Here is a 25,630-nt window from a genome sequence, read left to right on the forward strand (position 1 = left end):
GCCCCGTGAATTCCCCGACCATCACCGGCAACCTGCGCGATCTTCTCGGCCGCGAAATCAAGGCCGCCGAGCTGCTACGCGCGCTGATCGTCGTCGGGCCGATGGTCGCCGCCTATTTCATCGCGCGCGAGACGGCGCTGCTCAACCTCGGACTGGTGGCGGTCTCGCTGCTGATTCCGGCGCTGCGGCTGCAGCTTCCGCCAAAAGTCGTCGCGTGGCACTACCTTGCCATCCTTGTCACCTTCGCCGCGCTCTTTCTCGCCGCTCCGGTCAAGCCGCTGTTCGTGGTTCTGACCGCACTGGCCGGCTTTCTTGCGGTGGCCGGGACACGCTATGGCGAGCATTTCCGCACGCTCGGCAATTGGGTGTTCATCCCGGCCGTCTATCTCGCCTGCGAGGTGCGGGAGGGTGTCAGTCCGTCCGAAGCGCTGCGCCATGCCGGCGTGATCATCGCCTCCTCCCCGATTGCGCTGGCACTGGTCTGCGCCATCCAGGTCTACGACCAGCGGCAGCGCGCCGATGCCGTCGTCACCTCGTTCGGACCGCCCGCGGACGAATGGCTTCTGCCCGCGCTCGCAACCGCCATGGCGGTGTTCGCGGCGGCTGCGCTGGTCGAGATCCTCGACCTTGCGCAGGGACAATGGGTGATGTGGTCCGCCGCAAGCGTCGTGGTCGGCGATCTCACGGCCTCGACCGGCAAGCTGAAGCAGCGGGCCATCGGCGCCTTCGTTGGCGTGCCGCTCGGCTTCCTCGCCGGAATGGCGCTGCCGGCGAGCCGGGTCGGCTATGCGGTCGCGGTTCTCGCCGCCACCCTCACGCTGATCTCGTTCTCGCGCTATGTTCTCGGCTTCGGCCTGCGCTGCTTCTTCATCGCGCTGGCGGCCTCCTTTGCCGGCGGCGCCAGCGGCATCGCGGAGGAGCGTATCGTCAACGTGCTGATCGGCGGCACTTTCGGCCTGATTGCGGTGGCCGTGACCGACATCGTCTGGCAACGGATGGTCCGGAAGGACCGATTGTCCGGGTGACGGGAGAAGCGGCACGAACGCCCGCTTGAATGCGCTGATCTGTCTCGCCTGCCGACCATGGCAGCACCAGGTGGATGCAGTAGGTTCGGCCAAAATCAGGAGGGAATCATGACCGCCCAATTCGACCGCCGCCGCTTCATTGCCGCCGGTACCACAGTCCTCGCAATGCCCTTCGTCGCGCGCGGCGCCTCGGCACAAGGCGCTTGGCCGTCGCGGCAGATCCGCATGATCTGCAGCTACCCGGCCGGCGGACAGACCGACCTGCTGGCGCGCGCCTATGGCGAATTCATCTCCAAGCAGGTCGGCAAGACCGTCGTCGTCGAGAACAAGCCCGGCGCCTCCGGTGCGATCGGCACCGCCGAGGTCGCCCGCGCCGAGCCCGACGGCCACACCATCCTGTGCTCGATCTCGACCACCTACATCATGAACCGCGTGGTGATGAAGAACCCCGGCTACGACATGGACAAGGACCTGGCGCTTGTCAGCGTCATTCCGGGCGCCGGCCTGCTGCTCGTGGCGAACCCGAAAACCGGCGTCAAGACGCTGGAGGATTTCGTCGCCTTCGCGCGCAAGAGCGGCAAGGTGAATTTCGGCACCTACAGCGCGGGCTCCGCCCCGCACATGACGATCAACGAACTCAACAAGCAATACGGCCTCAACATCGAGCCGGTGCACTATCGCGGCGAAGCGCCGATGTGGACCGGTATGCTGGAAGGCACGCTCGATGCCGCGATGGGCAGCTACACGGCGGCGCAATCGGTCCTGCAAAGCGACCGCGGCACCGTCTTCGCGGTGCATTCAAAGAAGGTCGATGCGATCCCGAACGTGAAGACGCTGCCCGAACAGGGCGCAACGTCGAAATTCTTCACCGTGAGCGGCTTCTCGGGCTGGGCCGTCCCGAAGGCGACGCCGCAGCCGGTGGTCGACCGCCTCGCGGAGCTCTGCGTCGCCGCGAACAGCGATCCGAAGGTGAAGGAGGTGCTCGCGACCTTCGTGCTCGAGCCCGCGATCGGCTTCAAGGAGACCAACGAGCTGTACCAGCGCGAGCTGCCGATCTGGATCGAGAGCGCCAAGTCGCTCGGGCTCGAACCGGCCTGAAACCCCGAGCGGCGGCGCGGCTCCGGCTGCGCCCCCTCCCGGCCCGGCGTCCGACCAAAGCCTAGTGTCGGAGGCACATTTTCGCGCTATGATTGTGCGTCGCTGCCGTCAGGCCGCAATGGGGCGGACAAGAAGGGCCGATCGCATGACACCGGATGCAGTCGCCGTTGCCGTTATGGTCATCCTGCTCTTTCCGATGGGCTATTTCACGCTGGCATCGCCTGCCTTCCTGCTGGTGAAGCTCGACATCCAGCCGGTTGCCCAGTTGCTGCGCGGAATGTTCAACGCCCATTTCCTGGTGATGCGCATTGCCGGACTGATCGGAACGGTGATCCTCCTGCTCGATGGTCGCCTGCTTGCAGCGACGGGCGTCGCCATGATCGCTGCGCTGGCGATCTGGGGACGCCGCTGGTTCATGCAACGGATGGACGACCAGCTCAGCGCGAGGGACGCCGGCGATGCCGAGGCTCCGCGCCGGTTGCGCAAGCTGCACTGGAGCGGAATGCTGGGCAACGCGGTACTGCTGGTCGCTCTCGTCGCCAGCATTCCCTACATCGCGACGGCGGCGTGACAAGCAGCATCGCCGCGATTGCAGCCCTCGCGCCGCAATCCTTCCGTCCATGACGTCACGCCTGAAGCTGTCCAGATCAGCTCTTCACCGAGCGTAAGCCGGCACATTGTCGCAGGTTGCATTTTTTGATAGGATGCACTTGGGATAGCACAACGCTATCCTCCATTCAGGAGAAGAAGGCGATGAAAGCTCCAGTTTTTCTTGTTGCCGCCCTGACCATTCTGTCGATCGGCTCGGCCAACGCAGCGCCCAAAAGCACCGACGCCCCAACTTCCGCAGTGAAGGTCAGCTCGGTCGCATGCTCCACCTCGGGTGGCGGCTTCGGGTCCTACCCGTCGGGCTGCCGCAACGCAGCCAACTTCAAGACCTACAACGAATGCAAGGAATCGGGCGTCAAGCGCGGCTGGAGACACGAAGACATGGCCTGGTATTGCAGCGGCCTCGGATTGCAATAGCGATCAGCCGCGCAAGAGACGTCGCGCGTCGCGCGGCCCCCGCGAATTCTTCGATCGACCAAGTCTCAGCAAGATCAAAATGTCCGGCAAGCAAGGGAGGGCTCCGCGCCCTTCCTGCCTAATGCTCGCCCGAGCTCGCGGCGCCCTGCTGCGCCTTGTGGATCGAGGACGGCACCACGCCGAAATATTTCCGGAACACGCGGCTGAAATGCGATGAGCTGGAGAAGCCCCAGGAGAACGCCACGTCGGTGATGGTCTTGCCGGCGTGGGCCTCGAGCTCCTGGCGGCAGTTCTGCAGGCGGGCCTGCCAGATGTAGTCGCTCACCGTGGTGCCGCGCTCGGAGAACAGCATGTGCAGATAGCGCTTGGAGCAGCCGAGCTCGGCGGAGATCTGGTCGATGCACAGGTCGGGATCGCGCAGATGCTCGCGGATGAAGAACTGGGCGCGCACATACATCGCCTCGGGCCCGACACGGTCGAACATCGTGTCGGCTTCGCGCAGCGGCAGCAGCAACAGGTCGATCAACGAATCGGCAACGCCGACTGCGCTGTTCGCCGACAGTTTCGCGGCCTCGTCGAACGTGGCGTGGACGAAATCGTGGGCGATCCGCCCGGTCCCCGTCTTCGCCGTCAACTTGCAGGCCGGCATCCGCTGCGACGGGAATCCGCGATCGCGCAGGAGTGCCTTCGGCACGATCACCACGTCGTGGCGGGTGAAGGCCGGGCTGATGATCGAATGCGGGCAGGAGACGTCATAGGCGATGATGTCGCCGGGGTTGATCTCGATATGCCGGCCTTCCTGCTCGAAATAGGAGACGCCGTAGGTCTGGAAGTGGATCTTGATGTACGGGTGTTCATTGGCCTTGGCGCGCGCCAGCGTGTGCGCGATGCGATGCTGGCTCACCTCGATCTGACAGAGCTTCAGGCGCGAGACCGTGGTGTAATCGATGCGCCCTTCGAGGGAGGATGCCTCCAGCGGATCGACGTCGAAATGCCCGCACAGGCTCGTGAGCCCGTCGATCCAGCTCTGGATCTGGCGCTTCGGCGTCATTCCGGTCGTCGAGAGCGTGTGAATGGTGTCGGACATTAATCCAGCCACTGGTTTGATCCGGAGATTCGACGCGAATCGCGACCAGCGCCTGCTGGAGCCCTCAGCCGTGATTGCGTGACGTTTACCTCGAATTTGAGCGGTCTTGTGAAACGAGCGCCATCGTTCCATCGCCACTCTTGAAACTTAATCCTCCGCCTTAGTTGCACCGCCGTCAAGGGGAACCTGAGCGTAGAAGGCGGCCTCAAAGGCGCACCGAAGCCGCTGAATTCGCTACTGCAAAATCAAAATCTTCGGCTCCGTGCGCTATCGAGCAAACCGCCTTCTCTCTTGGGCAAGTTTCCCGGTGGCGAAGTGGTTAGGGATTGCGGCAGGAACAACAAGAACGGGCCGCTCCTGCACGTGGACCCGTGGCTCTCATCAGGAGGAGGAAACACCACAGCATCGTTTCTGGTCCCAATCGTGACCGCCCTGCACGAGCAGACGCCGGACGAGAAGCCCGGTGATTGAGCAATGCTTCGGAAACAATAAACGAGACCAACGGAGGAATAACTATGCGCAAGGTGCTACTGGCGACCTATCTTGGCTCCGCGGCGGCTCTCGCCGTCGGCAGCGCCTCAGCCAATGATGAGCTGATCAAGATGTCGCAGAACCCGAAAGACTGGGTGATGCCGGCGGGCGACTACGCCAATACCCGCTATTCCAAGCTGAACCAGATCAACGCACAAAACGTGGGCAAGCTCCAGGTCGCCTGGACCTTCTCGACCGGCGTGCTGCGCGGCCACGAGGGCGGCCCGCTGATCATCGGCAACATGATGTACGTCCACACGCCGTTCCCGAACAAGGTCTACGCCATTGACCTTTCCAACGAGAACAAGATCGTCTGGAAGTACGAGCCCAAGCAGGACCCGAACGTCATTCCGGTGATGTGCTGCGACACGGTTAATCGCGGCCTGTCCTATGGCGACGGCAAGATCATCCTGCATCAGGCCGACACCAACCTCGTCGCGCTCGATGCCAAGACGGGCCAGGTGGCCTGGAGTGCAACCAACGGCAACCCTGCGAAGGGCGAGACCGGCACCTCGGCGGCGCTCGTCGTCAAGGACAAGGTCCTGGTCGGCATCTCCGGCGGCGAGTTCGGCGTGCAGTGCCACGTCACCGCCTACGACCTCAAGACCGGCAAGCAGGCCTGGCGCGCCTTCTCCGAAGGTCCGGACGACCAGATCAAGTTCACCGCGGCGACCACCTCGCTCGGCAAGCCGGTCGGAGCCGACTCCTCGCTGAAGACCTGGCAGGGCGATCAGTGGAAGATCGGCGGCGGCTGCACCTGGGGCTGGATGTCCTACGATCCCGCTCTGAACCTCGTCTATTACGGATCGGGCAACCCCTCGACCTGGAATCCGAAGCAGCGTCCGGGCGACAACAAGTGGTCGATGACCATCTTCGCGCGAAACGCGGACACCGGCGAAGCCAAGTGGGTCTATCAGATGACGCCCCACGACGAGTGGGACTATGACGGCGTCAACGAGATGATCCTCTCGGATCAGCAGATCAACGGCCAGGCGCGCAAGCTCCTGACGCATTTCGACCGCAACGGTCTCGCCTACACCATGGACCGCGAGAGCGGCGAGCTGCTGGTCGCCGAGAAGTACGATCCGAAGGTGAACTGGACCTCCGGCGTCGACATGGACAAGAACTCGCCGACCTATGGCCGTCCGAAGGTGCTCGACGCAGCTTCGACCGACAAGGCCGGTGAGGACCACAACGTGAAGGGCATCTGCCCGGCCGCGCTCGGCACCAAGGACGAGCAGCCGGCGGCCTACTCGCCGGACACGCAGCTGTTCTACGTTCCGACCAACCACGTCTGCATGGACTACGAACCGTTCAAGGTGAGCTACACCGCGGGCCAGCCCTATGTGGGTGCGACGCTCTCGATGTATCCGCCGCAGGGTGAAAGCCACATGGGCAATTTCATCGCCTGGGACGGCAAGACCGGCAAGATCGTCTGGTCGAACAAGGAGCAGTTCTCGGTCTGGTCGGGTGCGCTCGCAACGGCCGGCGGCGTGGTGTTCTACGGCACGCTCGAAGGCTACCTGAAGGCGGTCGACGCCAAGTCCGGGAAGGAGCTCTACAAGTTCAAGACTCCCTCCGGCATCATCGGCAACGTCACGACCTATGAGAACGGCGGCAAGCAGTATGTCGCAGTGCTCTCCGGCGTCGGTGGCTGGGCCGGCATCGGTCTGGCCGCAGGCCTGACCGATCCGACCGCCGGTCTCGGCGCAGTCGGCGGCTACGCGGCCCTCAGCAACTACACGGCACTCGGCGGTACGCTGACCGTGTTCTCGCTGCCGGCGGCCAACTAGCCCACTGTTCGTGTCGCTCCGGCGCGTGGATCTGATCCACGCGCCGGCTCGTCTCACCTGACGCCTTCGAGGACAATCTCTTGCGTAAAATCTGCTCTGCTATTGCTGCGATCATCTTCGTTGCTTCGGGGGGAATTGCCGTTGCGGACGGTCCGGGCGACCCGACCGCCGTGAAGAAGGAAGACGACGGAAAGTGGCTCGATAAGGAAGGAAACCCGACCTACAAGATTTCGGCCGACGGCACCGTGGACTGGTTCACCTATTCCGGCTACCGCCGCTACCACTCCGACTGCCACGTCTGCCACGGCCCCGACGGCATGGGATCCACCTACGCACCGTCGCTGAAGGATTCCGTCAAGACCATGAGCTATGGCGACTTCCTTGGCGTGGTCGCCTCCGGCCGCAAGAACATCTCGACGGCGCAGGAGAATGTCATGCCGGCGTTCGGCGACAACCCGAACGTCGCCTGTTACATGGACGATCTCTACGTCTATCTCCGCGCGCGCTCCACCGAGGCGTGGGGTCGGCAGCGCCCGGCCAACAAGGAAGCTAAGACGGACGCCTACACCAAGGCCGAAGACGCCTGCATGGGCAAGAAATGAACGTTACGGAGACTGCCAAGACTACTTCCTGGCGTCTGCTAAGAATTTGAGGAGCTACCGATGAAGACACGTGCCGCCGTCGCTTTCGAAGCCAAGAAGCCACTCGAGATTGTCGAGCTCGATCTGGAAGGACCGAAGGCCGGCGAAGTCCTGGTCGAGATCAAGGCGACGGGCATCTGCCACACCGACGCCTACACGCTCGACGGCTTCGACAGCGAGGGAATCTTCCCGTCGATCCTCGGACACGAGGGTGCAGGCATCATCCGCGAGATCGGCCCCGGCGTGAGCTCGGTGAAACCGGGCGACCACGTCATCCCGCTCTACACGCCGGAATGCCGGCAGTGCAAAAGCTGCCTCAGCCAGAAGACCAATCTCTGCACCGCGATCCGCGCGACGCAGGGCAAGGGCGTGATGCCCGACGGCACCAGCCGCTTCTCCTACAAGGGCAAGCCGGTCTACCACTACATGGGCTGCTCGACCTTCTCGAACTTCACGGTGCTGCCCGAGATCGCGGTCGCCAAGATCCGCGAGGACGCGCCGTTCGACAAGAGCTGCTACATCGGCTGCGGCGTCACCACCGGCGTCGGCGCCGTCGTCAACACCGCGAAGGTCACCCCGGGCTCCAACGTGGTCGTGTTCGGCCTCGGCGGCATCGGCCTCAACGTGATCCAGGGCGCCAAGATGGCCGGCGCCGACAAGATCATCGGTGTCGACATCAATGACGCCAAGGAAGATTGGGGCCGCCGCTTCGGCATGACGGAGTTCGTCAACCCGAAGAAGGTCACCGGCGACATCGTCCAGCACCTCGTCGGCCTCACCGACGGCGGCGCCGACTACACCTTCGACTGCACCGGCAACACCACCGTAATGCGCCAGGCACTGGAAGCCTGCCATCGCGGCTGGGGCACCTCGATCATCATCGGCGTTGCCGAATCCGGTAAGGAGATCGCCACCCGCCCGTTCCAGCTCGTGACCGGTCGCAACTGGCGCGGCACCGCCTTCGGCGGCGCGCGCGGCCGCACCGACGTGCCGAAGATCGTGGACTGGTACATGAACGGAAAGATCCAGATCGATCCGATGATCACCCACGTGCTCAAGCTCGAAGAGATCAACAAGGGTTTTGACCTCATGCACGAGGGCAAATCCATCCGTTCCGTCGTCGTGTACTAGCCCTAAGACATCACACCCAGGAGGATCGACCCATGACTGTTGCACTGCATCCATCGATCGACAACGGCGTCAAACAGGGCAGCGGCAGCTTCGCCGGCGGCACCCTGGCCTGCAAATGCAAGGACCACCAGGTCAAGGTCGGCATCAAGGGCGACGTCGCCCACAATCACGCCTGCGGCTGCACCAAGTGCTGGAAGCCGCAGGGCGCGAACTTCTCGGTCGTCGCCGTGGTGCCGCGCCAGAACGTCACCGTGCTCGAGAACGGCGACAAGCTCCAGATCGTCGATCCCTCGGCGGTGATCCAGCGCTACGCCTGCAAGGCCTGCGGCACCCATATGTACGGCCGCATCGAGAACAAGAACCATCCGTTCTACGGCCTCGATTTCATCCACCCCGAACTGTTCCAGGAACAGGGTTCGCAGGCGCCGCAATTCGCCGCCTTCGTCTCCTCGATCATCGAATCCGGCGTCAAGCCGGAGCAGATGGGCGCCATCCGCGCACGCCTGAAGGAGATCGGGCTCGAGCCCTATGACTGCCTGTCGCCGCCGCTGATGGACGCGATCGCGACCCACGTGGCGAAAGCCAAAGCAGCTTGAGCAAGGCGGCCTGAAGCCAGGCAACACAACCCCGCCGCGCCCGTCCGACCGCTGGTCCCCCTTCCCCCACCCAGCGAACCGGACGGGCCCGGCCCCCGGACGATCGCGGCGATGCCGCCTCCTCGCCGTCGATGGACTGGCGAGACCGTCGGCTCCCTCAGTCCTGGTCTCTGAATGACTGCGCAGTGCCGCAAACCTTCTTCCTGACGTCAACGGCCCTGCGTTTCTCCCTCCCTCGACTGAGGCATCCTGCTTCGTCCGCGCAGTCATACTGACGGACGAAGCCTTTTTTTGTGCACCTCGCCTTCGCGGGCGCAATGGACGCGGCGTGATGCCGCGCCCTGCTTTTGACAAACCATCGATGCAATCTTTTCCCGCCGAGAACACTCGGCTGTGAACGCCGGGCCGGCGCGATCTCTGCTAGGCTCGCGCCGTCACGATGCCGCACGACGTTCAATCAATTAAGAACAACACGGGGAGGTATCGCGCACATCCAGACATCGCCATTGGCGTCTCTGCCTCCCTCCGGGATTTGCCCGCGCGGGATGACGGCAGACATGCGGCGAACCACGAACCATCGACGACCGACATCGGCGACTTTGAATTTGGCATGCTTATGAAGAGCGAGGGACGATCATGATCAAGGTGAAGATCAACGGCCAGGAACAGAGCTGGGACGGCGACCCGGATCTCCCGCTACTCTGGTTTCTGCGTGACGAGGCCGGGCTGACCGGCACCAAGTTCGGCTGCGGCCAGGCCCTGTGCGGCGCCTGCACCGTCATCGTGGACAAGGAGGCCGTACGGTCCTGCATCACGTCGATCAACGACGTCGCCGGACGCGAGATCACGACGATCGAAGGATTGCATCCGAACGGCGATCACCCGGTGCAGAAGGCCTGGCGCCAGGTCAACGTGCCCCAATGCGGCTTCTGTCAGGCCGGCCAGATCATGCAGGCCGCGGCGCTGCTGATGGAGAACCCGAAGCCGTCGCACGACCAGATCCGTGAGGCGATGGCCGGCAACATCTGCCGCTGTGGCTGCTATCAGCGCATCGAGAACGCGGTCCACCTCGCATCGACGGGAGTGTGACATGAATTTCATCGACAATCCCGGCAAGCTCCGTGGCTTCGAGAAGAACATCAAGGTCGAGAAGGTCTCCCGCCGCAGCATCCTGAAGGGGCTCGGCATCACCGGCGGCTTCGTGCTCGCCGCGCCCGTGATGACGCGTCAGGCTTTCGCCTATGAGACCGGCGCCGGCAAGATGCCGCACGGCATCGTGGTGGATCCGCGCGTGTTCGTTGCGGTCGCCGCCGACGGCACCGTCACCATCCTCGCCCATCGTTCCGAGATGGGCACCGGCGTGCGCACCAGCCTGCCGCTGATCGTGGCGGAGGAAATGGAGGCCGACTGGTCCAAGGTGAAGGTGCAGCAGGCCCATGGCGACGAGGTCAAGTTCGGCAACCAGGACACCGATGGTTCGCGCAGCACGCGGCACTATCTGATCCCGATGCGCCAGATCGGCGCCTCCGCGCGCACCATGCTGGAGCAGGCCGCGGCCAAGCGCTGGAAGGTGCCGGCGACCGAGGTCAAGGCCGTCAATCACGCGGTCGTCCACAGCGGCAGCGGACGCAAGCTCGGCTTCGGCGAGCTCGCCGCGGACGCCGCCAAGGAATCGGTACCCAGCATCGAAGGCCTCAAGCTGAAGGACCCCAAGGACTTCCGCTATCTCGGCAAGGGCCAGGTCAGCATCGTCGACCTGCACGACATCACCACCGGCAAGGCGCAGTACGGCGCCGACGTTCGCCTGCCCGGCATGAAGTACGCCGTGATCGCGCGGCCGCCGGTGACCGGCGGCAAGCTGGTCAAGTTCGAGCCGGAGGCCGCGCTGAAGGTGCCCGGCGTCGAGAAGGTGATGCAGGTGCGCGGCTGGCCGTGGCCGTCGAAGTTCCAGCCGCTCGGCGGCGTTGCCGTGATCGCCCGCAACACCGGCGCTGCGATCAAGGGCCGCGACGCGCTGAAGCTGACCTGGGACGACGGCGCCAACGGCAAATACGACTCTGTCGCCTACCGCAAGGAGCTCCAGGAGGCCGCGCGCAAGCCGGGCCTCGTCGTGCGCCAGGAGGGCGACGCCGACGCTGCGTTGAAGACCGCCGACAAGGTCATCGTCGGCGAATACTACCTGCCCCATCTCGCCCATGTCAGCATGGAGCCGCCGGTGGCGGTTGCCGACGTCAAGGGCGACAAGGCGGAGATCTGGGCCCCGGTGCAGAGCCCCGGCGGCACCCGCGAGGACGTCGCCAAGACGCTCGGCATCCCCGAGGGCAACGTCACCGTCAACGTCACGCTGCTCGGCGGCGGCTTCGGCCGCAAATCGAAATGCGACTTCGCGCTCGAGGCTGCACTGCTCTCGAAGGAGCTGGGCGCACCCGTGAAGGTGCAATGGACGCGTGAGGACGACGTCCGCCACGACTTCCTGCACACGGTCTCGGTCGAGCGCATCGAGGCTGGGCTCGACAAGAGCGGCAAGGTGATCGCCTGGCGCCACCGCAGCGTGGCGCCGACCATCGCCTCGACCTTCGCCGCAGGCGCCAACCATGCCGCTCCCTTCGAGCTCGGCATGGGCCTCGTCGACATGCCGTTCGAGATCGCCAACATCTCCTGCGAGAATCCGGAAGCCGCGGCGTTCACCCGTATCGGCTGGTTCCGCTCGGTCTCGAACATCCCGCGTGCCTTCGCGGTGCAGTCGATGGTTGGCGAGATCGCGGCTGCGACCGGGCGCGACCAGAAGGAGACGCTCCTCGCGCTGATCGGCAGCCCGCGCATCGTCAAGCCGGCCGTGAAGGATCTGTGGAACTACGGCGAGCCCTACGACAGCTATCCGATCGACACCGCGCGCCTGCGCAAGGTGGTCGAGCTGGTCGCCGAGAAGGGTGAATGGGGCCGCCAGGTGGCCAAGGGCCACGGCCTCGGCATCGCCGTGCACCGCAGCTTCGTCAGCTACATCGCGACCATCGTCGAGGTGGCCGTCGACGACAAGGGCAAGCTGACGGTGCCGCGGGTCGACACCGCGATCGACTGCGGCACCTATGTCAACCCCGAGCGCATCGCCTCGCAGATGGAAGGCGCGGCGATCATGGGACTGAGCGTCGCCAAATACGGCGAGATTTCCTTCAAGGACGGCAAGGTGGAGCAGAAGAACTTTGACGACTTCCAGGTCATCAGGATGGACGAGTCGCCCACGGTGACCAACGTCTACATCGTGCCGCCCGGACCCGACACGCCGCCGAGCGGCGTCGGCGAACCCGGCGTTCCACCGTTCGCGCCTGCGCTGATGAATGCGATCTTCGCGGCGACCGGCAAACGCATCCGAAACCTTCCGCTCGGCAAGCAATTGGAAGCGTAAGGGAACGGAACCGAGACGGCTTCGCGCCGTTTCCATCGATCTGACAGGAGCAGATCGATGACCAACATCTCAAGGGCGCTCGCAGTCTCCGTGCTGTCGGGCGCCTTTTCGTTGACCGCCGTGAGCGTCTACGCCCAGGGCAACACGACGCCCCCGACCACCGCGACACGCCCCACCGCGCCGGAGCAGAACTCGCTGCCCAACGCCAGCGCGCCGCCGCCTTCGACCAGCCAGACCACGGGGCAGACCAGCACCGACCCCAAGGTTCAGGAGATGAACCAGAAGGAAAAGGACAAGGTGGACAGGCAGGGGAAGTAGCGGCTTTCGCGGAGTGACCTACTCTCTCCGTCATGGCCGGGCTTATCCCGGCCATCCACGACCTTGGCTGCAGCACCGAGAACGTTGATGCCCGGGACAAGCCCGGGCATGACGAATGCGCAGCAACGGCAGAGATCCCACCGCCCACGCAAAATGCGGCGGACGTTGCCGTCCGCCGCATTCGCCACCCCCCTGCTGCTCCGCCTTCGTCGATCCGCCGCGGAGCTTACTTCTTCAGCGCGAACACCCAGATCACGCCGCCTTGTGGCACGTTGGACTCGATGCCGATATTGTTGGTCGCGAGCGCATCCTGGATGCGCTGCGCGTCCACGCCCCAGCCCGACTGGATCGCGATATACTGCGTGCCGTCGATCTCGTAGGACACCGGCATGCCCATGATGCCGGAGTTGGTCTTCTGCTCCCACAACAGTTCGCCGGTCTTGGCGTTGAAGGCGCGGAAGTTGCGGTCATTGGTGCCGCCGGCGAAGACGAGATCGCCTGCGGTCGCCGTCACCGAGCCGAACAGCTGCGACTTCGGGAAGTTGTGCTGCCACACCTTCTTGCCCGTCGCGGGATCCCAGGCCTGGAGCTCGCCGAAATGATCGGCGCCGGGCTTGGCCTTGAGGCCGATATCCTCGGGCTTGGTGCCGAGCCAGAGCTCGCCGGGCTTGAGCGGGATCTTCTCTCCGGTGAAGCCGCCGCAGAAATTTTCGTTGGCGGGCACGTAGACGAGTTTGGTCCGTTCACTATAGGCCGCCGACGGCCAGTCCTTGCCGCCCCACAGCGACGGGCAGAACTCGACGCGCTTGCCGACCACGGGCTTGTGCGCGGGATCGACGATCGGCTTGCCGGTCTCCGCATCGATGCCCTTCCAGACATCGGTGGAGACGAACGGCCAGCCGGCGACGTAGTTGATCTTGGTCGGCGTGCGCTCGAGCACCCAGAAGATTGCGTCACGGCCGGGATGGACCAGGCTCTTGATGTTGCGGCCGTCGCGCTGCAGGTCGATCAGGATCGGCGCCTCGACCTCGTCCCAGTCCCATGAATCGTTCTGATGGTACTGGTGATAGGTCTTGATCTTGCCGTTGTTCGGATCGAGCGCGAGCACCGACGAGGTGTAGAGATTGTCGCCGGGATGCATCTCGCCGGGCCAGGGCGCGGCGTTGCCGACGCCCCAATAGACCGTCTTGGTGTCCTTGTCGTAATTGCCGGTCATCCAGGCCGAGCCGCCGCCGTTCTTCCAGTCGTCGCCCTGCCAGGTGTCGTGACCGGGTTCGCCCTCGCCGGGAATCGTGTAGGTGCGCCACAGCTCCTTGCCGTCCTTGGCGTCGAAGGCGGCAACATAGCCGCGCACGCCGAACTCGCCGCCGGAGCCTCCGACGATGACCTTGCCGTCGACGACGAGCGGCATCAGGGTCATGTACTGCCCCTTCTTGTAGTCCTGCACCTTGGTGTCCCACACCACCTTGCCGGTCTTGGCATCGAGCGCGACGACATGGTCGTCGGTGGTGGCGAGATAGAGCTTGTCTTCCCAGAGGCCGACGCCGCGGCTGGTCGGATGCAGCTGGAACAGATCGTCAGGGAGCTGCCGCTTGTAGCGCCAATATTCGTCGCCGGTCTTCGCGTTCAGCGCGATCACCTGCCCCATCGGGGTCGCCACGAACATCACGCCGTTGTTGATGATGGGCGGCGCCTCGTGGCCTTCGACGACACCGGTGGCAAAGGTCCAGACCGGCGTGAGGTTCTTCACGTTCGAGGTGTTGATCTGGTCGAGCGGGCTATAGCCCTGCCCGTCATAAGTGCGCCGGTAGAGCATCCAGTTGGCGGGTTCCGGATTTTCCCGCCGCTGCGCAGTCACCGGTGAATAATTCTCGATCGGTCCGGCCATCGCGGCGGTCGCGGCAAGACAGGTGAAGGCGACAAAGCCGGACAGGTACCATTGCTTCCTGGTCATCGAGGTGTTCATGGACGTTCCCCTTTTTCATCCGTTTTGAATTCTTGTGTTGAATTCTTGTCGTTCGTCCCGTCGTCCGCCCCTCGGCGGATGCGGCCTCTCGTGACGCGGGCATACCCCGCACCGTCCATCATCCCGGCTGCACGCCACCTACCTTTCCGATGAAGCTGCCGGCGACGCTCAGCGAGCCGTCAGCGATCGCGAGCGGCAGCGCCGCGAGGCGCCGCGGCGCCGGCCCGAACACGACCTGCGCGCCCGCGCGAGGATCGTATTCGGAGTTGTGGCACATGCACTTGAACACATCCTTGTCGCCGACATCGCTCTTCACCCAGGCGGTGACGGGACAGCCGGCATGCGTGCAGATCGCCGAATATGCGAGAATGCCGTCGACGGCGCGCTCGCGGGTCTTCTCGTCGAGGTCGGCGGGATCGAGGCGGATGATCAGGATTTCGTTGAGCCGCGAGCCACTGCGCACCACTGATGTCTTGGGGTCCTTCGGCCAGGCATGCACCGGCGGACCGCCGGCTGGCAGGTCGGCTACCGTGATCGGCTTTCCTTCCTGATCGCCTTCGGAAAAGACCAGCACGTCGCCCTTCTGCGGCCGTTCGTCGGAGCCGGGCGCATCCTCGCCCGCGCGCGATTGCGTCGAACAGCCGAGGCATGCAGTGGTGGCGAGTGCGCCGAGCAGCAGCGTTCGCCGCGACTGCTCCATGCCCGCGTCGACAGCAGGTTCCGCAGAACTCTCGGAGGATGAAGATGTGGTGTTGAACGATGCGCGCGCCATGCCCGCTAGCAGGCGCTGGAACTCTGCCGAAAACAAGGCGAAGAATTGGCGCCGCAGTGCATCAATATGGCTTTGCTCGCGGTGATTGAGCAAGACTGAACGCATTCGAGCGCGTTTTCGCAAATTCTACGTCGCGTCGCGCGAGCGGCATGATGATTTTGCAGATCAGACCGATGATGTTGGAATTGGTGCAACGCGCTATCGCGATGCGAGCTGCACGTTTCTCAGGCAGGCATTTTGTATTCACGACCTCAGCACGTGACGCGGGGACGCGATGCGGCCCGCGACAGTTGCCGACGCCATTTCAAAACTGTCGGCGATGCGCCTTGCCTTGTCGATGAAGAGCGCGGCCGCCGGTGGCGGGCAGACTTCGCGCGCGGTCTGTTCGAACAGATCGAGCCAACGATCGAAATGATCGCCGACCAGACTCAGCGGCATATGCGCCCGCATCGGCGAGCCATGATAGCGGCCGCTCATCAGTACGACCGACGACCAGAAATCCCTGAGCTTGGCGAGATGCTCGTCCCAGTTCTGCACGATCGCGAACACCGGCCCCAGCAGTGCGTCCTCGCGCACGCGCCCGTAGAAGCGAGTGACGAGTTCCCCGATCATTTCGTCGGTGATCCCGGTGCGCTCGATCGCATCCTGGGTCAACAGGTTCCGCCGTGCGGCCGCAGCTTCGCGCTCGGCCTTCAATCGATCCGACATGTCCTTTATTATCCGTTCCTTGTTCCCGCGGGGCCGCCCGTTCGACATTGTCGGGCCAATTGCGCGCGGCGTCTTTGTCACAGCGCAAATTGCGGGATGGAGCGGCGGGCATTTCGAGCCCGCCCGCTTGCACCTTGATCAGTAACGCAGGGTAGCAAAGGCGCACTTGCGCCGTGCCCACCATCAGTCCAATGCGGCAACGGGAGGTGGGCACGCTTCGCTTTGCCCATCCTACGGCACCGTGTTTGTAGCGACACCCAGGTCAGGTGCCGTAAGTGTAAAAGCCCTGCCCGGTCTTGCGGCCGAGATGGCCGGCATCGACCATCTCCTTCAGCAGCGGCGCTGGCCGATATTTGGGATCGTTGAAGCCCTTGTAAAAGACCTCCATGACCGAAAGCATGGTGTCGAGGCCGACGAGATCGGCAAGCGCCAGCGGTCCGATCGGGTGGTTGCAGCCGAGCTTCATGCCGGCATCGATCTCTTCCGCCGTCGCGATCCCTTCCTGAAGCGCGAAGATCGCCTCGTTGATCATCGGGCAAAGGATGCGGTTGACGGCGAAGCCCGGGCTGTTCTTGGCCGTGATCGCCACCTTGCCGACGCGCTTGGCGAAATCGAGCGCCTTGGCGTGGGTGTCGTCGGAGGTCTGCAGGCCGCGGATGAGCTCCAGCAGCGCCATCACCGGAACCGGGTTGAAGAAGTGCATGCCGATGAAGCGGTCGGGACGGTCGGTCGCCGCGGCGAGCTTGGTGATCGAGATCGACGAGGTGTTGGTCGCCAGCAGCGTGCGCGGCGACAGAGTGGCGCAAAGATCCTTGAGGATCTTGACCTTGAGCTCCTCGTTCTCGGTGGCGGCCTCGATGACGAGATCACAATCCGACAGCTTCGCGCGGTCCGTCGTCGCGGTGATGCGCTTGAGCGTCGCATCGCGGTCGGCGGCCGACATCTTCTCCTTCTTGACCAGGCGCTCGAGGCTGCCGCCAACGGTCGCCAGGCCGCGGTTCACCGCCGCATCGGAGATGTCGACCATCACGACCGAGAGCCCGGCCGCCGCGCAGATCTGCGCGATGCCGTTCCCCATGGTCCCTGCCCCGATGATGCCAACGGTCTGGATCATTGCCTCATATCCTTCATCCTTGCGGGCCGACCGGCCAGCGGCCCCGGCCCCATTGTTCCTGCATCAGGGTCTAGCACCGCCAAGGGGCGCCTGCGACCTGATCCTGCCCCTTCCATAAAGCATCCATGGCGGGAATAAAGCCGCCCGTCCGCGGCGAAAGGGCGTGATCTGGCGCTCCAGCGGCCCGTTTTGCCGGGTTTGCAGGGGATACCGCCTCCGGCGGCGCCGGAGGACGGCTGGCCGGTCGGCGCCGGGTCCCCGGTCAGTCGAGACGGAGCACCTTGCCCGGGTTCATGATGTTCTTGGGGTCCAGCGCCCGCTTGATCGAGCGCATCACGTCGAGCTCGGTCCTGGAGCGGTAGTGCTGGAGCTCGTCGAGCTTCTCGATGCCGATGCCGTGCTCGGCCGAGATCGAGCCGCCCATGGACGTGATGAGATCGTTGACCGCGCGCGTGATCGCCGGGGAATACTGGCCGAGCGTTTCGCGATCCATGCCCTTCGGACCCATGAAGGAGAAGTGCACATTGCCGTCGCCGATGTGGCCGAGCGGATAGGGCCGGATCGTCGGCAGGATGTCGAGCGCGGCCTTCAGGCCCTTGCCGATGAATTCCGGAATCCGGGAGATCGCGACCGACACGTCGTAGCTGATGCCCGGCCCCTCGGCGCGGGAGGCCTCGGCGACGCTCTCGCGAATGCGCCACATGTTGCGCGATTGCGCTTCGGTCTGCGCGATCACCGCATCCAGCACCCGGCCCGCCTCGAGCTGATCGGCCAGGAATTGCTCCATCCTGTCCGACATGCCGGCGCCGCCGTCCTGTCGCGGGCGGGCCGACGACCATTCGAGCAGGAGATACCATTCGGTGTCCGCCTTGAGCGGATCCTGGGTGCCGGGAATATGACGCAGCACCATGTCGGTGCAGGCGCGGCTCATCAGCTCGCAGGAGCTGACATTGTCGTCGGAGGCCGCATGCGCCTCCGACAGAAGCTCGATTGCCGCGCTGGGATCGCGGATCGCGAGCCATGCCGTGCAGACGTCCTTCGGCGCCGGCCACAGCTTCAGCACCGCCTTGGTGATGATGCCGAGCGTGCCCTCCGCGCCCATGAACAGGTGCTTGAGATCGTAGCCGGTGTTGTCCTTCTTGAGCGCGCGCAGCCCGTCCCAGACATCGCCGTTGGCCAGAACGACCTCGAGACCCAAGACCAGATTGCGCGCATTGCCATAGCGCAGCACCTGCACGCCGCCGGCGTTGGTGGAGAGATTGCCGCCGATCATGCACGAGCCCTGCGCACCGAGGCTAAGCGGAAAGAAGCGGTCGTGGCGCGCCGCCGTGTCCTGAAGCGTCTGGAGAATGCAGCCCGCCTCGACCGTCATGGTGTAGCCGACGGGATCGACATGCAGCACATGGTTCATGCGGCCGAGCGAGAGCAGGATGCCGCGGTGCTTGGGCCAGGGCGTGGCACCGCCCATCAGGCCGGTGTTGCCGCCCTGCGGAACGATGGCAATGCCGTTGTCGTGGCACAGCTTGACGACAGCGGAGACTTCCGCGGTGCTGGCCGGACGCACGACCGCCGCGGCCTGGCCCAGCAGCTCGCCGCGCCAATCGCTCACGAACGGCCGCTTGTCGTGCTCCTCCAGCAGGAGACCCTTGTCGCCCACGATGGCGCGCAGGCCGTCGAGAACGGCCGGCGTCACGGGCGCGGTCGGAATGGAGGGAGCGGTGACAAGGGCGGCACCCGGCATGTGTTCCTCTCTTTGCGGCTCTTCTGCGCTGGCCACTGATGAATTTGGGCCGCGCCGGCCTTCGTTGCTGTTTTCAGCTCTTGCGTTTGCACGATGAGGCTAGCATGAAGGCCACGGTTCGGGGAACGTGCCATGAGGTCCATGCGGACCTGCCGGAGACGCCTAAGGCAGACGCACTTCCGCCGAGACCCCGCATCCCCTACTGTGCCGGGCCAAGTTCGGATTGGAGATCATGAGCCGTTTCTGGAGTCCCGTCGTCCACACGCTTTCGCCCTATGTGCCGGGCGAGCAGCCGAAGCAGGACGGCATCGTCAAGCTCAACACCAACGAGAACCCCTACGGCCCCTCGCCGCGCGTGCTGACGGCGATCGCAGCGGCCGCGGAGCGGTTGCGCCTCTATCCCGACCCGCACGCCACGCGCCTGCGCGAGGCGATCGCGGCCTATAGCGGCGTTGCGCCCGAGCAGGTGTTCGTCGGCAACGGATCGGACGAGGTTCTGGCCCACACCTTCCAGGCGCTTCTGAAACACGACGCGCCGCTTCTGTTTCCCGATGTCACCTACAGCTTCTACCCGGTCTATTGCGGTCTCTATGGCATAGCGCACGTAGAAGTGCCGCTCGATGCCGCGATGAGGATCGAGACCGCCGACTACAGGCGGCCATCGAGCGCGATCCTGCTCTGCAATCCCAATGCGCCGACCGGCATCGCCCTTCCGCGCGCGGCGATCGCCGCACTGCTCGCGGAGAACCCGGACCGGCTGGTGGTGGTGGACGAAGCCTATGTCGATTTCGGCGCCGAGAGCGCCGTGCCGCTCGTCGCGCAGCACGACAACCTGCTCGTCGTCCAGACCTTCTCGAAGTCGCGCTCGCTCGCGGGCTTGCGGGTCGGCTTTGCCATCGGCCAGCGGCCGCTGATCGAGGCGCTGGAGCGGGTCAAGGACAGCTTCAACTCCTATCCCCTCGATTGCCTCGCCATCGCCGGTGCGGTGGCCGCCATCGAGGACGAAGCGTGGTTCATCGAAACCCGCGACCGCATCACCAAGAGCCGCGACGTGCTGACGCGGGATCTCGAACAGCTCGGTTTCGAGGTGTTGCCGTCACTCGCCAACTTCGTGTTCGCGCGGCATCGCAGCCGGAGTGAAACCGACCTCGCCGGCGCCCTTCGCCAGCGCGGCGTTCTGGTCCGGCATTTCAGGAAGCCGCGCATCGAGGACTTCCTGCGCATCACGGTGGGAACCGACGCGCAGTGCAGCCGACTGATCGAGGAGCTGCGCGGGTTGATCTGATTCCCGCGATCACGTGCGCCCGTGATCTCCTTGATCTGGATCAATCATAGGATGCAAAGCCGCGCGAACATTGCGCGGCGAGCCATGCCGGATTTCGAGATCCGGTACAATCCAGCAAGTTGAATCAAATCGACTGGGAGGCTTCATGTCCCACCGCATGATCGGCGCCATCCTCTTCATCCTGTGCACCGTCGGAGCGAGCTCCGGCGCCCACGCCGCCCGCTATTGCCTGCAGGGCGATCGATGGGGCTATCCCGGCAATTGCGCCTTCTCGACACGCGACCAGTGCCGGGCATCCGCCTCGGGCACACGGGCTCATTGCGGTATCAATCCGCGCTATGCCAATCAGCCGCGCGGGCAGAGCCGCTGAGCGTTGCCGCCCACAAATGCCTGGCGACGTTTTTGTGACATAGGCCACACCGGCCGCGTGCCGGGCCTGTTAGCCTCGTGCACATGAACAAGCACATCAAGCTGCCGATCATCATCGCCGCGCTGCTTCTCGCCACCCAAAGCTTCGCCGCCGAGACCAGAGGTGCCGGCTCGACCTTCGTTGCGCCGGTGATGGCGAAATGGATCGACGCGTACAAGGCGACAACCGGCGATAGCGTCAGCTATCAGGCCGTCGGCTCCAGCAGCGGTCTCGCACTGGTCAAGAAGGACAGCATCGATTTCGGCACCAGCGACATGCCGCTCGCACCCGAGGAGCTGGACCGCCTCGGCCTGATGCAATTCCCGATCGTGATCGGCGGCGTCGTGCCTGTCGTCAACATCGACGGCGTCAAGCCCGGCCAGATCCGCTTCACCGGCCAGATGCTCGCGGACATCTATCTCGGCAAGCTCAAATCCTGGAACGATCCGGCCATCCGCGCGATCAATCCAGACATCAGGCTGCCGAATACTGCGATCACGGTGGTCTATCGCATCGACGGATCCGGGACCACGTTCAACTGGTCGAACTATCTCTCGAAGGTCAGTCCGCAATGGAAGGCGAGTGTCGGCGAAGGCACCTCGGTCGAATGGCCGCTTGGCCTCGGCGGCCGGGGCAATGACGGCGTCGCCTCGCTGGTCGCTCTCGTGCCCGGCGCGATCGGCTATCTCGAATACACCTATGCGCTGCAACGGCTGGATCGAATCTCGTTCGGCATGGTGCAGAACAGCGCCGGCAATTTCGTCGTCCCCGATGCGGCCTCGTTCCATGCGGCAGCCGCGAGCGCGGACTGGAAGGCGGCGAAGGACTTCCATCTCGTGCTTACCAACGCACCCGGCGAAGACGCCTACCCGATCACGGCAACCACTTTCGTGCTGATGCCGAAGGCGCCGAAATCGCGCGAACGATCGGCAGCCACCATCGACTTCGTCCGCTGGTCGCTGGAGAACGGCAAGACCCAGGCCGCAACGCTCAACTACGTTCCCCTTCCCTCGACCTTGATCGGCCTGATCGAACGCTACTGGCAGGAGAGCCTCGACGCCCCGACTGTTTCGGTGTCGGCGAGCGCCAAACGCTGAGGCTGTCCGCGACCGGGCAGCCACCGCGATCGAGAACTGAAAGCTCGATCCCGATTGACAGCGCGTCGTCATTTCAATAATCGTTGAAATATGGAAAAGATGGACGCTGTCGCGGCGCTCGCCGCGCTTGCCCAGGACAACCGCCTCGACGTGTTCCGCCTGCTGGTGCAGGCCGGTCCCGACGGCATGGCGGCGGGCGCGATCGCCGAGGCACTGGATCTCGCGCCCAACACGCTGACCTTCCACTTCGACCGGCTGCGGATGGCGGGCCTTGCCACCGTGCGGCGCGAGGGGCGCTCGATGATCTATGCGGCGCGGTTCGAAACCATGAACGCGCTCGTCGGCTTCCTGACCGAGAACTGCTGCGGCGGAACGGCTTGCGCGCCGGCTCCCGCCTGCAAGCCCGCGCGAAAGCGCAGTCGAGTGCCAGCCTGAAAGGACAGAGCATGAAGCGCCTGCACGTCCACATGTCCGTCGAGGATCTCTCCGGTACCGGCGAGAACGGCGCGCGGGTTGCGAATGCCAAGCCGGCCGCGCAGCAGTCGGCCTGCTGCTCGCCTCAGGCAGCGCCGAAGCCGTCGTCGGCCTGTTGCTGAAGGTCAGGCCATGGACGCCATCATCTACCACAACCCCGCTTGCGGTACCTCGCGCAACACGCTCGCGATGATCCGCCACGCCGGCATCGAGCCGCACGTGATCGAATATCTGAAGACACCGCCGTCGCGGGCGATGTTGCAGCAGCTCGCCTTGCGCATGGGACTTTCCGTGCGCGAGCTGCTCCGCGAAAAGGGCACGCCCTATGCCGAGCTCGGGCTCGGCGACCCCGCCCTGACCGACGACCAGCTTCTCGACGCGATGATGGCGCACCCGATCCTCATCAACAGGCCGATCGTGGTCACGCCGCAAGGCGCAAGACTCTGCCGGCCCTCCGAGCTGGTGCTGGACCTGCTGCCGGCGCAGCAGGGCGAGTTCGTCAAGGAAGACGGCGAGCGGGTTCGGCTGGAGCGCGGCGCCTGATGCCGGGGCTTGCGCGCCGCGCCTTCGCCGAATGGCTCGGGACGACGTTCCTGCTCGCCGCGGTGGTCGGCTCGGGGATCATGGCGCAGAAGCTTTCGGGTGGAAACGTCGCGCTGGCACTCCTGTGCAACACGATCGCCACCGGCGCAATCCTGGTCACGCTGATCCTCACCTTCGCTCCCGTGTCGGGCGCCCATTTCAATCCGGCGGTGACGCTGGCATTTGCCATGCGTGGCGAGACCGCCTGGAGGGACGCGGCGATCTATGTCGCGGCACAGATTTCAGGCGCGATCGTCGGCGTGTGGATCGCACATCTGATGTTCGAGCTTCCGCTGCTCCAGCTCTCCCTGACGCAGCGCAGCGGAGCCGGGCAATGGCTCGCCGAAGCCGCAGCGACCTTTGGCCTGCTGCTGACGATCTTCGGCGTCGCGTCGCGAACACCAGCCGCCGTGCCTTACGCGGTCGGCCTGTACATCACCTCGGCATACTGGTTCACGGCCTCGACCTCCTTCGCCAATCCGGCGGTCACCATCGCAAGGTCCCTGTCCGACACCTTTGCGGGCATCGCCCCGCAGGGCGTGCCGGCCTTCATCGCCGCGCAGCTCGCCGGCGCGCTACTTGCCGTCCCGCTTGCGAGCTGGCTTTGGGGCGGCGCTCCGGCGCGGCCAAACGCGGGGCTGCGCGCGTCCTAACGCCGGGACGGCTGCGGCATTCCTCGCCGGATGAACCGGGTTTTCAAAACGCTCCTGCCGGGTATTCTGTGAGCGGCTTCGATCGCGGGCTGCGGCCCGCAGCTTTGCTCCAGACCACGAACCGCAGGGACCCGCCCGTGACGCACTTGCGCAACCTCGACATCGATACCCCGCAGGCGCGCTGCCGAACCCCGAAGTTCAGGCGCGGATGAACGACTTCGCGCAATCCTTTGCCGCCGCCTTAACGCTGATCGGCGAGGCCGATGCCGAGCTGCTCGGCATCGTGGCCTTGTCGGTTCGCGTCAGCCTGACCGCCAGCATCGTTGCGCTGCTGATCGGCGCGCCGTTTGGCGCCTTCCTCGCAATCGCCCGCTTCCGCGGGCGGCAGGTCATCATCGTGCTGACCAATGCGCTGCTCGGCCTGCCGCCGGTCGTGGTCGGGCTCGCGCTCTATCTGCTGCTGTCGCGATCCGGCCCGCTGGGACCGGCTGGACTATTGTTCACGCCCACCGCGATGGTGATCGCGCAGACGCTGCTCGCCACCCCGATCGTGGTGGCGCTGGTGCACCGGCCGGCGAGCCTGCTCTGGGCGGAGTATGGCGATCTAGCGCGGATCGACGGGCTGTCAACCTTCCGCAGCATGGCGCTCCTGCTCGCACTGGGACGCACCTCGCTGCTGACGGCCTTCCTCGCGGCGTTCGGGCGCGCCATCGCGGAGGTCGGCGCCATCATCGTCGTCGGCGGCAACATCCGCGGCTTCACGCGCACCATGACGACTGCGATCGCGCTGGAAACCAGCAAGGGCGACCTGCCGCTGGCCCTCGGCCTCGGACTGATCCTGCTCGCACTCAGCGTCGCGGTATCGACCGTGGCCTTCCTGCTAGTTGGCCGCATTGGGGAAAAATAGCTGCTCGCCGCCGACCTTGTAGCCGGCGATCGCCTGCTGCCCTTTCGGTGACACCAGCCAGTCGATGAAGGCCTGCCCGTCCTTAGCCTTCACATTCGAATGCTTCGCCGGATTGACCAGCATGACGCCGTATTGGTTGAAGAGCCGCTTGTCGCCTTCGGTGAGGATGGCGAGCTCGCCGCGATTCTTGAACGACAGCCAGGTGCCGCGATCCGACAGCACATAGGCATTCGACGACGAGGCCATATTCAAGGCCGGCCCCATACCCTGGCCGATCTCGCGATACCAGCTGTCCTTGCCGGCACCGAGGTCGACGCCCGCCTCTTTCCACAATCTCAGTTCGGCTGCGTGCGTGCCGGACTTGTCGCCGCGCGAGATGAACGGGGCTTTTGCCGCGGCGATCCTGCGCAGCGCATCGGTCACGTCCTTGCTGCCGGAAATCTGCGCCGGATCGCTTTTCGGGCCGACGATGATGAAGTCGTTGTACATCACGTCAAAACGCTTCACGCCCTCCCCTTCGGACATGAACTTGTCTTCGGCGGGCCTGTCATGGACGAACACCACGTCGGCATCCCCGCGGCGCCCGATGTCGAGCGCCTGGCCGGTGCCGACGGCAACGACCTTGACGTTGATGCCCTCGGCCTTCGTGAACAGCGGCAGCAGATGGCCGAACAAACCCGACTGTTCGGTCGACGTCGTCGAGGCCACCGTGATGGTGCGATCCTGCGCGAACGCGATGGTGGACCAGAGCAGAGCTGCTCCGATGGCGACTATCCTATTCATGCATCGTCCTTCCCAGGTGCCGTGGAGTTCCAAAGTACCCTCGAAGGGAAGCGCAGGGAACCCCGACTTGCGACGCAACGGGCGTTGATATGACGCGCGCCAAGCTGGGCTGCACGCCGAGTTAGGAACGCCTTTTCCACGCAGAGGTTGTTCCGGAACGCAACAGGAGAAACGCGATGAAGAAGATCATTTTGACATCGGCGTGCATCATGGCGCTGGCAACCGGCAGCGCCTTCGCGCAGACACAACCCGCGCCGGGCGCATCGGGTCAAGGCGATGTCGGTCAATCCTCGCGAGGTCCCGCCACCAAGGGAATGACCACCGGCAAGTCGTCGAACATGCAGAACGAGGCCGCCGACAGCAAGGGCACGCAGACACCTTCAGCCGGCGGCAGCAACACCAACAACATGGGCAGCCAGGCCGGCGGCAGCGCAGGCTCCGGCAAGTAACCGCGCGAACTTTGGGAGGGGAACAGCTCTCCCCTCCCGCA

The 25,630-nt window shown here is 64.7% G+C and carries 27 protein-coding genes; 20 read left to right on the forward strand and 7 right to left on the reverse strand.

Annotation, left to right across the window (positions count from 1 at the left end):
• Positions 1-5: 5 nt before the first annotated feature.
• The 4 genes from A7X65_RS21755 to A7X65_RS21770 all read left to right on the forward strand — a co-directional run bounded on the left by A7X65_RS21755 (position 6) and on the right by A7X65_RS21770 (position 3,149).
• On the forward strand, positions 6-1,025 hold the full coding sequence (locus A7X65_RS21755; protein ID WP_245323746.1) for an FUSC family protein: 1,020 nt from the start codon (positions 6-8) through the stop codon (positions 1,023-1,025).
• 108 nt (positions 1,026-1,133) lie between these two features.
• Complete coding sequence (locus A7X65_RS21760; protein WP_063688512.1) at positions 1,134-2,123, forward strand: Bug family tripartite tricarboxylate transporter substrate binding protein; 990 nt, start codon at positions 1,134-1,136, stop codon at positions 2,121-2,123.
• 145 nt (positions 2,124-2,268) lie between these two features.
• Complete coding sequence (locus A7X65_RS21765) at positions 2,269-2,694, forward strand: hypothetical protein (protein ID WP_063688513.1); 426 nt, start codon at positions 2,269-2,271, stop codon at positions 2,692-2,694.
• Positions 2,695-2,876: 182 nt separating this feature from the next.
• Entirely contained in the window at positions 2,877-3,149 is a 273-nt protein-coding gene (locus tag A7X65_RS21770; RefSeq protein WP_063688515.1) for a hypothetical protein, read from the forward strand.
• Between the two features lie 118 nt (positions 3,150-3,267).
• Here the strand turns inward: A7X65_RS21770 and A7X65_RS21775 are convergent, their stop codons facing one another.
• Entirely contained in the window at positions 3,268-4,236 is a 969-nt protein-coding gene (locus A7X65_RS21775; protein WP_025037738.1) for a helix-turn-helix domain-containing protein, read from the reverse strand.
• Between the two features lie 515 nt (positions 4,237-4,751).
• On the opposite strand from A7X65_RS21775, the gene xoxF5 reads away from it, so the two are divergent.
• From xoxF5 to A7X65_RS21810, 7 genes are all read left to right on the forward strand, one after another.
• Positions 4,752-6,560 carry a lanthanide-dependent methanol dehydrogenase XoxF5 gene (xoxF5, locus tag A7X65_RS21780; RefSeq protein WP_063688520.1) on the forward strand — a complete coding sequence of 603 codons (1,809 nt, stop codon included), beginning with the start codon at positions 4,752-4,754 and terminating at the stop codon, positions 6,558-6,560.
• Between the two features lie 80 nt (positions 6,561-6,640).
• On the forward strand, positions 6,641-7,162 hold the full coding sequence (locus A7X65_RS21785; protein WP_082885019.1) for a c-type cytochrome, methanol metabolism-related: 522 nt from the start codon (positions 6,641-6,643) through the stop codon (positions 7,160-7,162).
• A 60-nt stretch (positions 7,163-7,222) separates the two neighbouring features.
• A complete protein-coding gene (locus A7X65_RS21790; protein ID WP_063688523.1) occupies positions 7,223-8,332 on the forward strand; it encodes an S-(hydroxymethyl)glutathione dehydrogenase/class III alcohol dehydrogenase in 1,110 nt (369 codons plus the stop codon).
• A 32-nt stretch (positions 8,333-8,364) separates the two neighbouring features.
• Positions 8,365-8,928 carry an S-(hydroxymethyl)glutathione synthase gene (gene gfa / locus A7X65_RS21795; protein WP_063688526.1) on the forward strand — a complete coding sequence of 188 codons (564 nt, stop codon included), beginning with the start codon at positions 8,365-8,367 and terminating at the stop codon, positions 8,926-8,928.
• A gap of 636 nt (positions 8,929-9,564) precedes the next feature.
• On the forward strand, positions 9,565-10,017 hold the full coding sequence (locus tag A7X65_RS21800; RefSeq protein ID WP_063688529.1) for a (2Fe-2S)-binding protein: 453 nt from the start codon (positions 9,565-9,567) through the stop codon (positions 10,015-10,017).
• Position 10,018: 1 nt separating this feature from the next.
• Positions 10,019-12,331: a xanthine dehydrogenase family protein molybdopterin-binding subunit gene (locus A7X65_RS21805; RefSeq protein ID WP_063688530.1), complete on the forward strand. Its 2,313-nt coding sequence runs from the start codon at positions 10,019-10,021 to the stop codon at positions 12,329-12,331.
• A 57-nt stretch (positions 12,332-12,388) separates the two neighbouring features.
• The gene (locus tag A7X65_RS21810; protein ID WP_063688533.1) at positions 12,389-12,649 is read left to right on the forward strand and encodes a hypothetical protein; all 261 of its coding nucleotides are present in this window, start codon (positions 12,389-12,391) and stop codon (positions 12,647-12,649) included.
• Between the two features lie 226 nt (positions 12,650-12,875).
• Here A7X65_RS21810 and A7X65_RS21815 read toward each other — a convergent pair whose 3' ends face one another.
• The 5 genes from A7X65_RS21815 to A7X65_RS21835 all read right to left on the reverse strand — a co-directional run bounded on the left by A7X65_RS21815 (position 12,876) and on the right by A7X65_RS21835 (position 18,950).
• Complete coding sequence (locus A7X65_RS21815) at positions 12,876-14,603, reverse strand: methanol/ethanol family PQQ-dependent dehydrogenase (protein WP_156528087.1); 1,728 nt, start codon at positions 14,601-14,603, stop codon at positions 12,876-12,878.
• A gap of 130 nt (positions 14,604-14,733) precedes the next feature.
• A complete protein-coding gene (locus A7X65_RS21820) occupies positions 14,734-15,387 on the reverse strand; it encodes a QcrA and Rieske domain-containing protein (protein ID WP_063690684.1) in 654 nt (217 codons plus the stop codon).
• A 243-nt stretch (positions 15,388-15,630) separates the two neighbouring features.
• Positions 15,631-16,095, reverse strand: a complete 465-nt coding sequence (locus A7X65_RS21825; protein WP_063688538.1) for a group III truncated hemoglobin — start codon at positions 16,093-16,095, stop codon at positions 15,631-15,633.
• A 262-nt stretch (positions 16,096-16,357) separates the two neighbouring features.
• A complete protein-coding gene (locus A7X65_RS21830) occupies positions 16,358-17,209 on the reverse strand; it encodes a 3-hydroxybutyryl-CoA dehydrogenase (RefSeq protein WP_063688541.1) in 852 nt (283 codons plus the stop codon).
• A 262-nt stretch (positions 17,210-17,471) separates the two neighbouring features.
• Positions 17,472-18,950, reverse strand: coding sequence for an FAD-binding oxidoreductase (locus A7X65_RS21835; RefSeq protein WP_063688544.1), 1,479 nt, complete (start codon positions 18,948-18,950; stop codon positions 17,472-17,474).
• Between the two features lie 232 nt (positions 18,951-19,182).
• Here A7X65_RS21835 and hisC point away from each other — a divergent pair, with 232 nt between their 5' ends.
• From hisC to A7X65_RS21870, 8 genes are all read left to right on the forward strand, one after another.
• Positions 19,183-20,235, forward strand: a complete 1,053-nt coding sequence (gene hisC, locus A7X65_RS21840) for a histidinol-phosphate transaminase (protein ID WP_063690686.1) — start codon at positions 19,183-19,185, stop codon at positions 20,233-20,235.
• Positions 20,236-20,380: 145 nt separating this feature from the next.
• Positions 20,381-20,605: a DUF3551 domain-containing protein gene (locus A7X65_RS21845; RefSeq protein WP_063688546.1), complete on the forward strand. Its 225-nt coding sequence runs from the start codon at positions 20,381-20,383 to the stop codon at positions 20,603-20,605.
• 83 nt (positions 20,606-20,688) lie between these two features.
• On the forward strand, positions 20,689-21,741 hold the full coding sequence (gene pstS / locus A7X65_RS21850; protein WP_063688549.1) for a phosphate ABC transporter substrate-binding protein PstS: 1,053 nt from the start codon (positions 20,689-20,691) through the stop codon (positions 21,739-21,741).
• Positions 21,742-21,831: 90 nt separating this feature from the next.
• The gene (locus A7X65_RS21855) at positions 21,832-22,176 is read left to right on the forward strand and encodes an ArsR/SmtB family transcription factor (RefSeq protein WP_063688552.1); all 345 of its coding nucleotides are present in this window, start codon (positions 21,832-21,834) and stop codon (positions 22,174-22,176) included.
• Positions 22,177-22,187: 11 nt separating this feature from the next.
• Positions 22,188-22,337, forward strand: a complete 150-nt coding sequence (locus A7X65_RS40745; RefSeq protein WP_245323750.1) for a hypothetical protein — start codon at positions 22,188-22,190, stop codon at positions 22,335-22,337.
• Positions 22,338-22,347: 10 nt separating this feature from the next.
• On the forward strand, positions 22,348-22,758 hold the full coding sequence (gene arsC / locus A7X65_RS21860; protein WP_063688555.1) for an arsenate reductase (glutaredoxin): 411 nt from the start codon (positions 22,348-22,350) through the stop codon (positions 22,756-22,758).
• Positions 22,758-23,450, forward strand: coding sequence for an aquaporin (locus tag A7X65_RS21865; protein ID WP_063688558.1), 693 nt, complete (start codon positions 22,758-22,760; stop codon positions 23,448-23,450). The genes arsC and A7X65_RS21865 overlap by 1 nt, the downstream gene beginning before the upstream one ends.
• Before the next feature lie 208 nt (positions 23,451-23,658).
• Positions 23,659-24,357, forward strand: a complete 699-nt coding sequence (locus A7X65_RS21870) for an ABC transporter permease (protein ID WP_063688563.1) — start codon at positions 23,659-23,661, stop codon at positions 24,355-24,357.
• Here the strand turns inward: A7X65_RS21870 and A7X65_RS21875 are convergent.
• Positions 24,331-25,140 carry an ABC transporter substrate-binding protein gene (locus tag A7X65_RS21875; RefSeq protein WP_063688566.1) on the reverse strand — a complete coding sequence of 270 codons (810 nt, stop codon included), beginning with the start codon at positions 25,138-25,140 and terminating at the stop codon, positions 24,331-24,333. The two genes, A7X65_RS21870 and A7X65_RS21875, sit on opposite strands and share 27 nt — an antisense overlap.
• A 176-nt stretch (positions 25,141-25,316) precedes the next feature.
• Here A7X65_RS21875 and A7X65_RS21880 point away from each other — a divergent pair, with 176 nt between their 5' ends.
• The gene (locus A7X65_RS21880) at positions 25,317-25,589 is read left to right on the forward strand and encodes a hypothetical protein (RefSeq protein ID WP_063688570.1); all 273 of its coding nucleotides are present in this window, start codon (positions 25,317-25,319) and stop codon (positions 25,587-25,589) included.
• Positions 25,590-25,630: the final 41 nt, after the last annotated feature.

The sequence above is a fragment of the Bradyrhizobium stylosanthis genome (assembly GCF_001641335.1).
GTDB lineage: Bacteria > Pseudomonadota > Alphaproteobacteria > Rhizobiales > Xanthobacteraceae > Bradyrhizobium > Bradyrhizobium stylosanthis.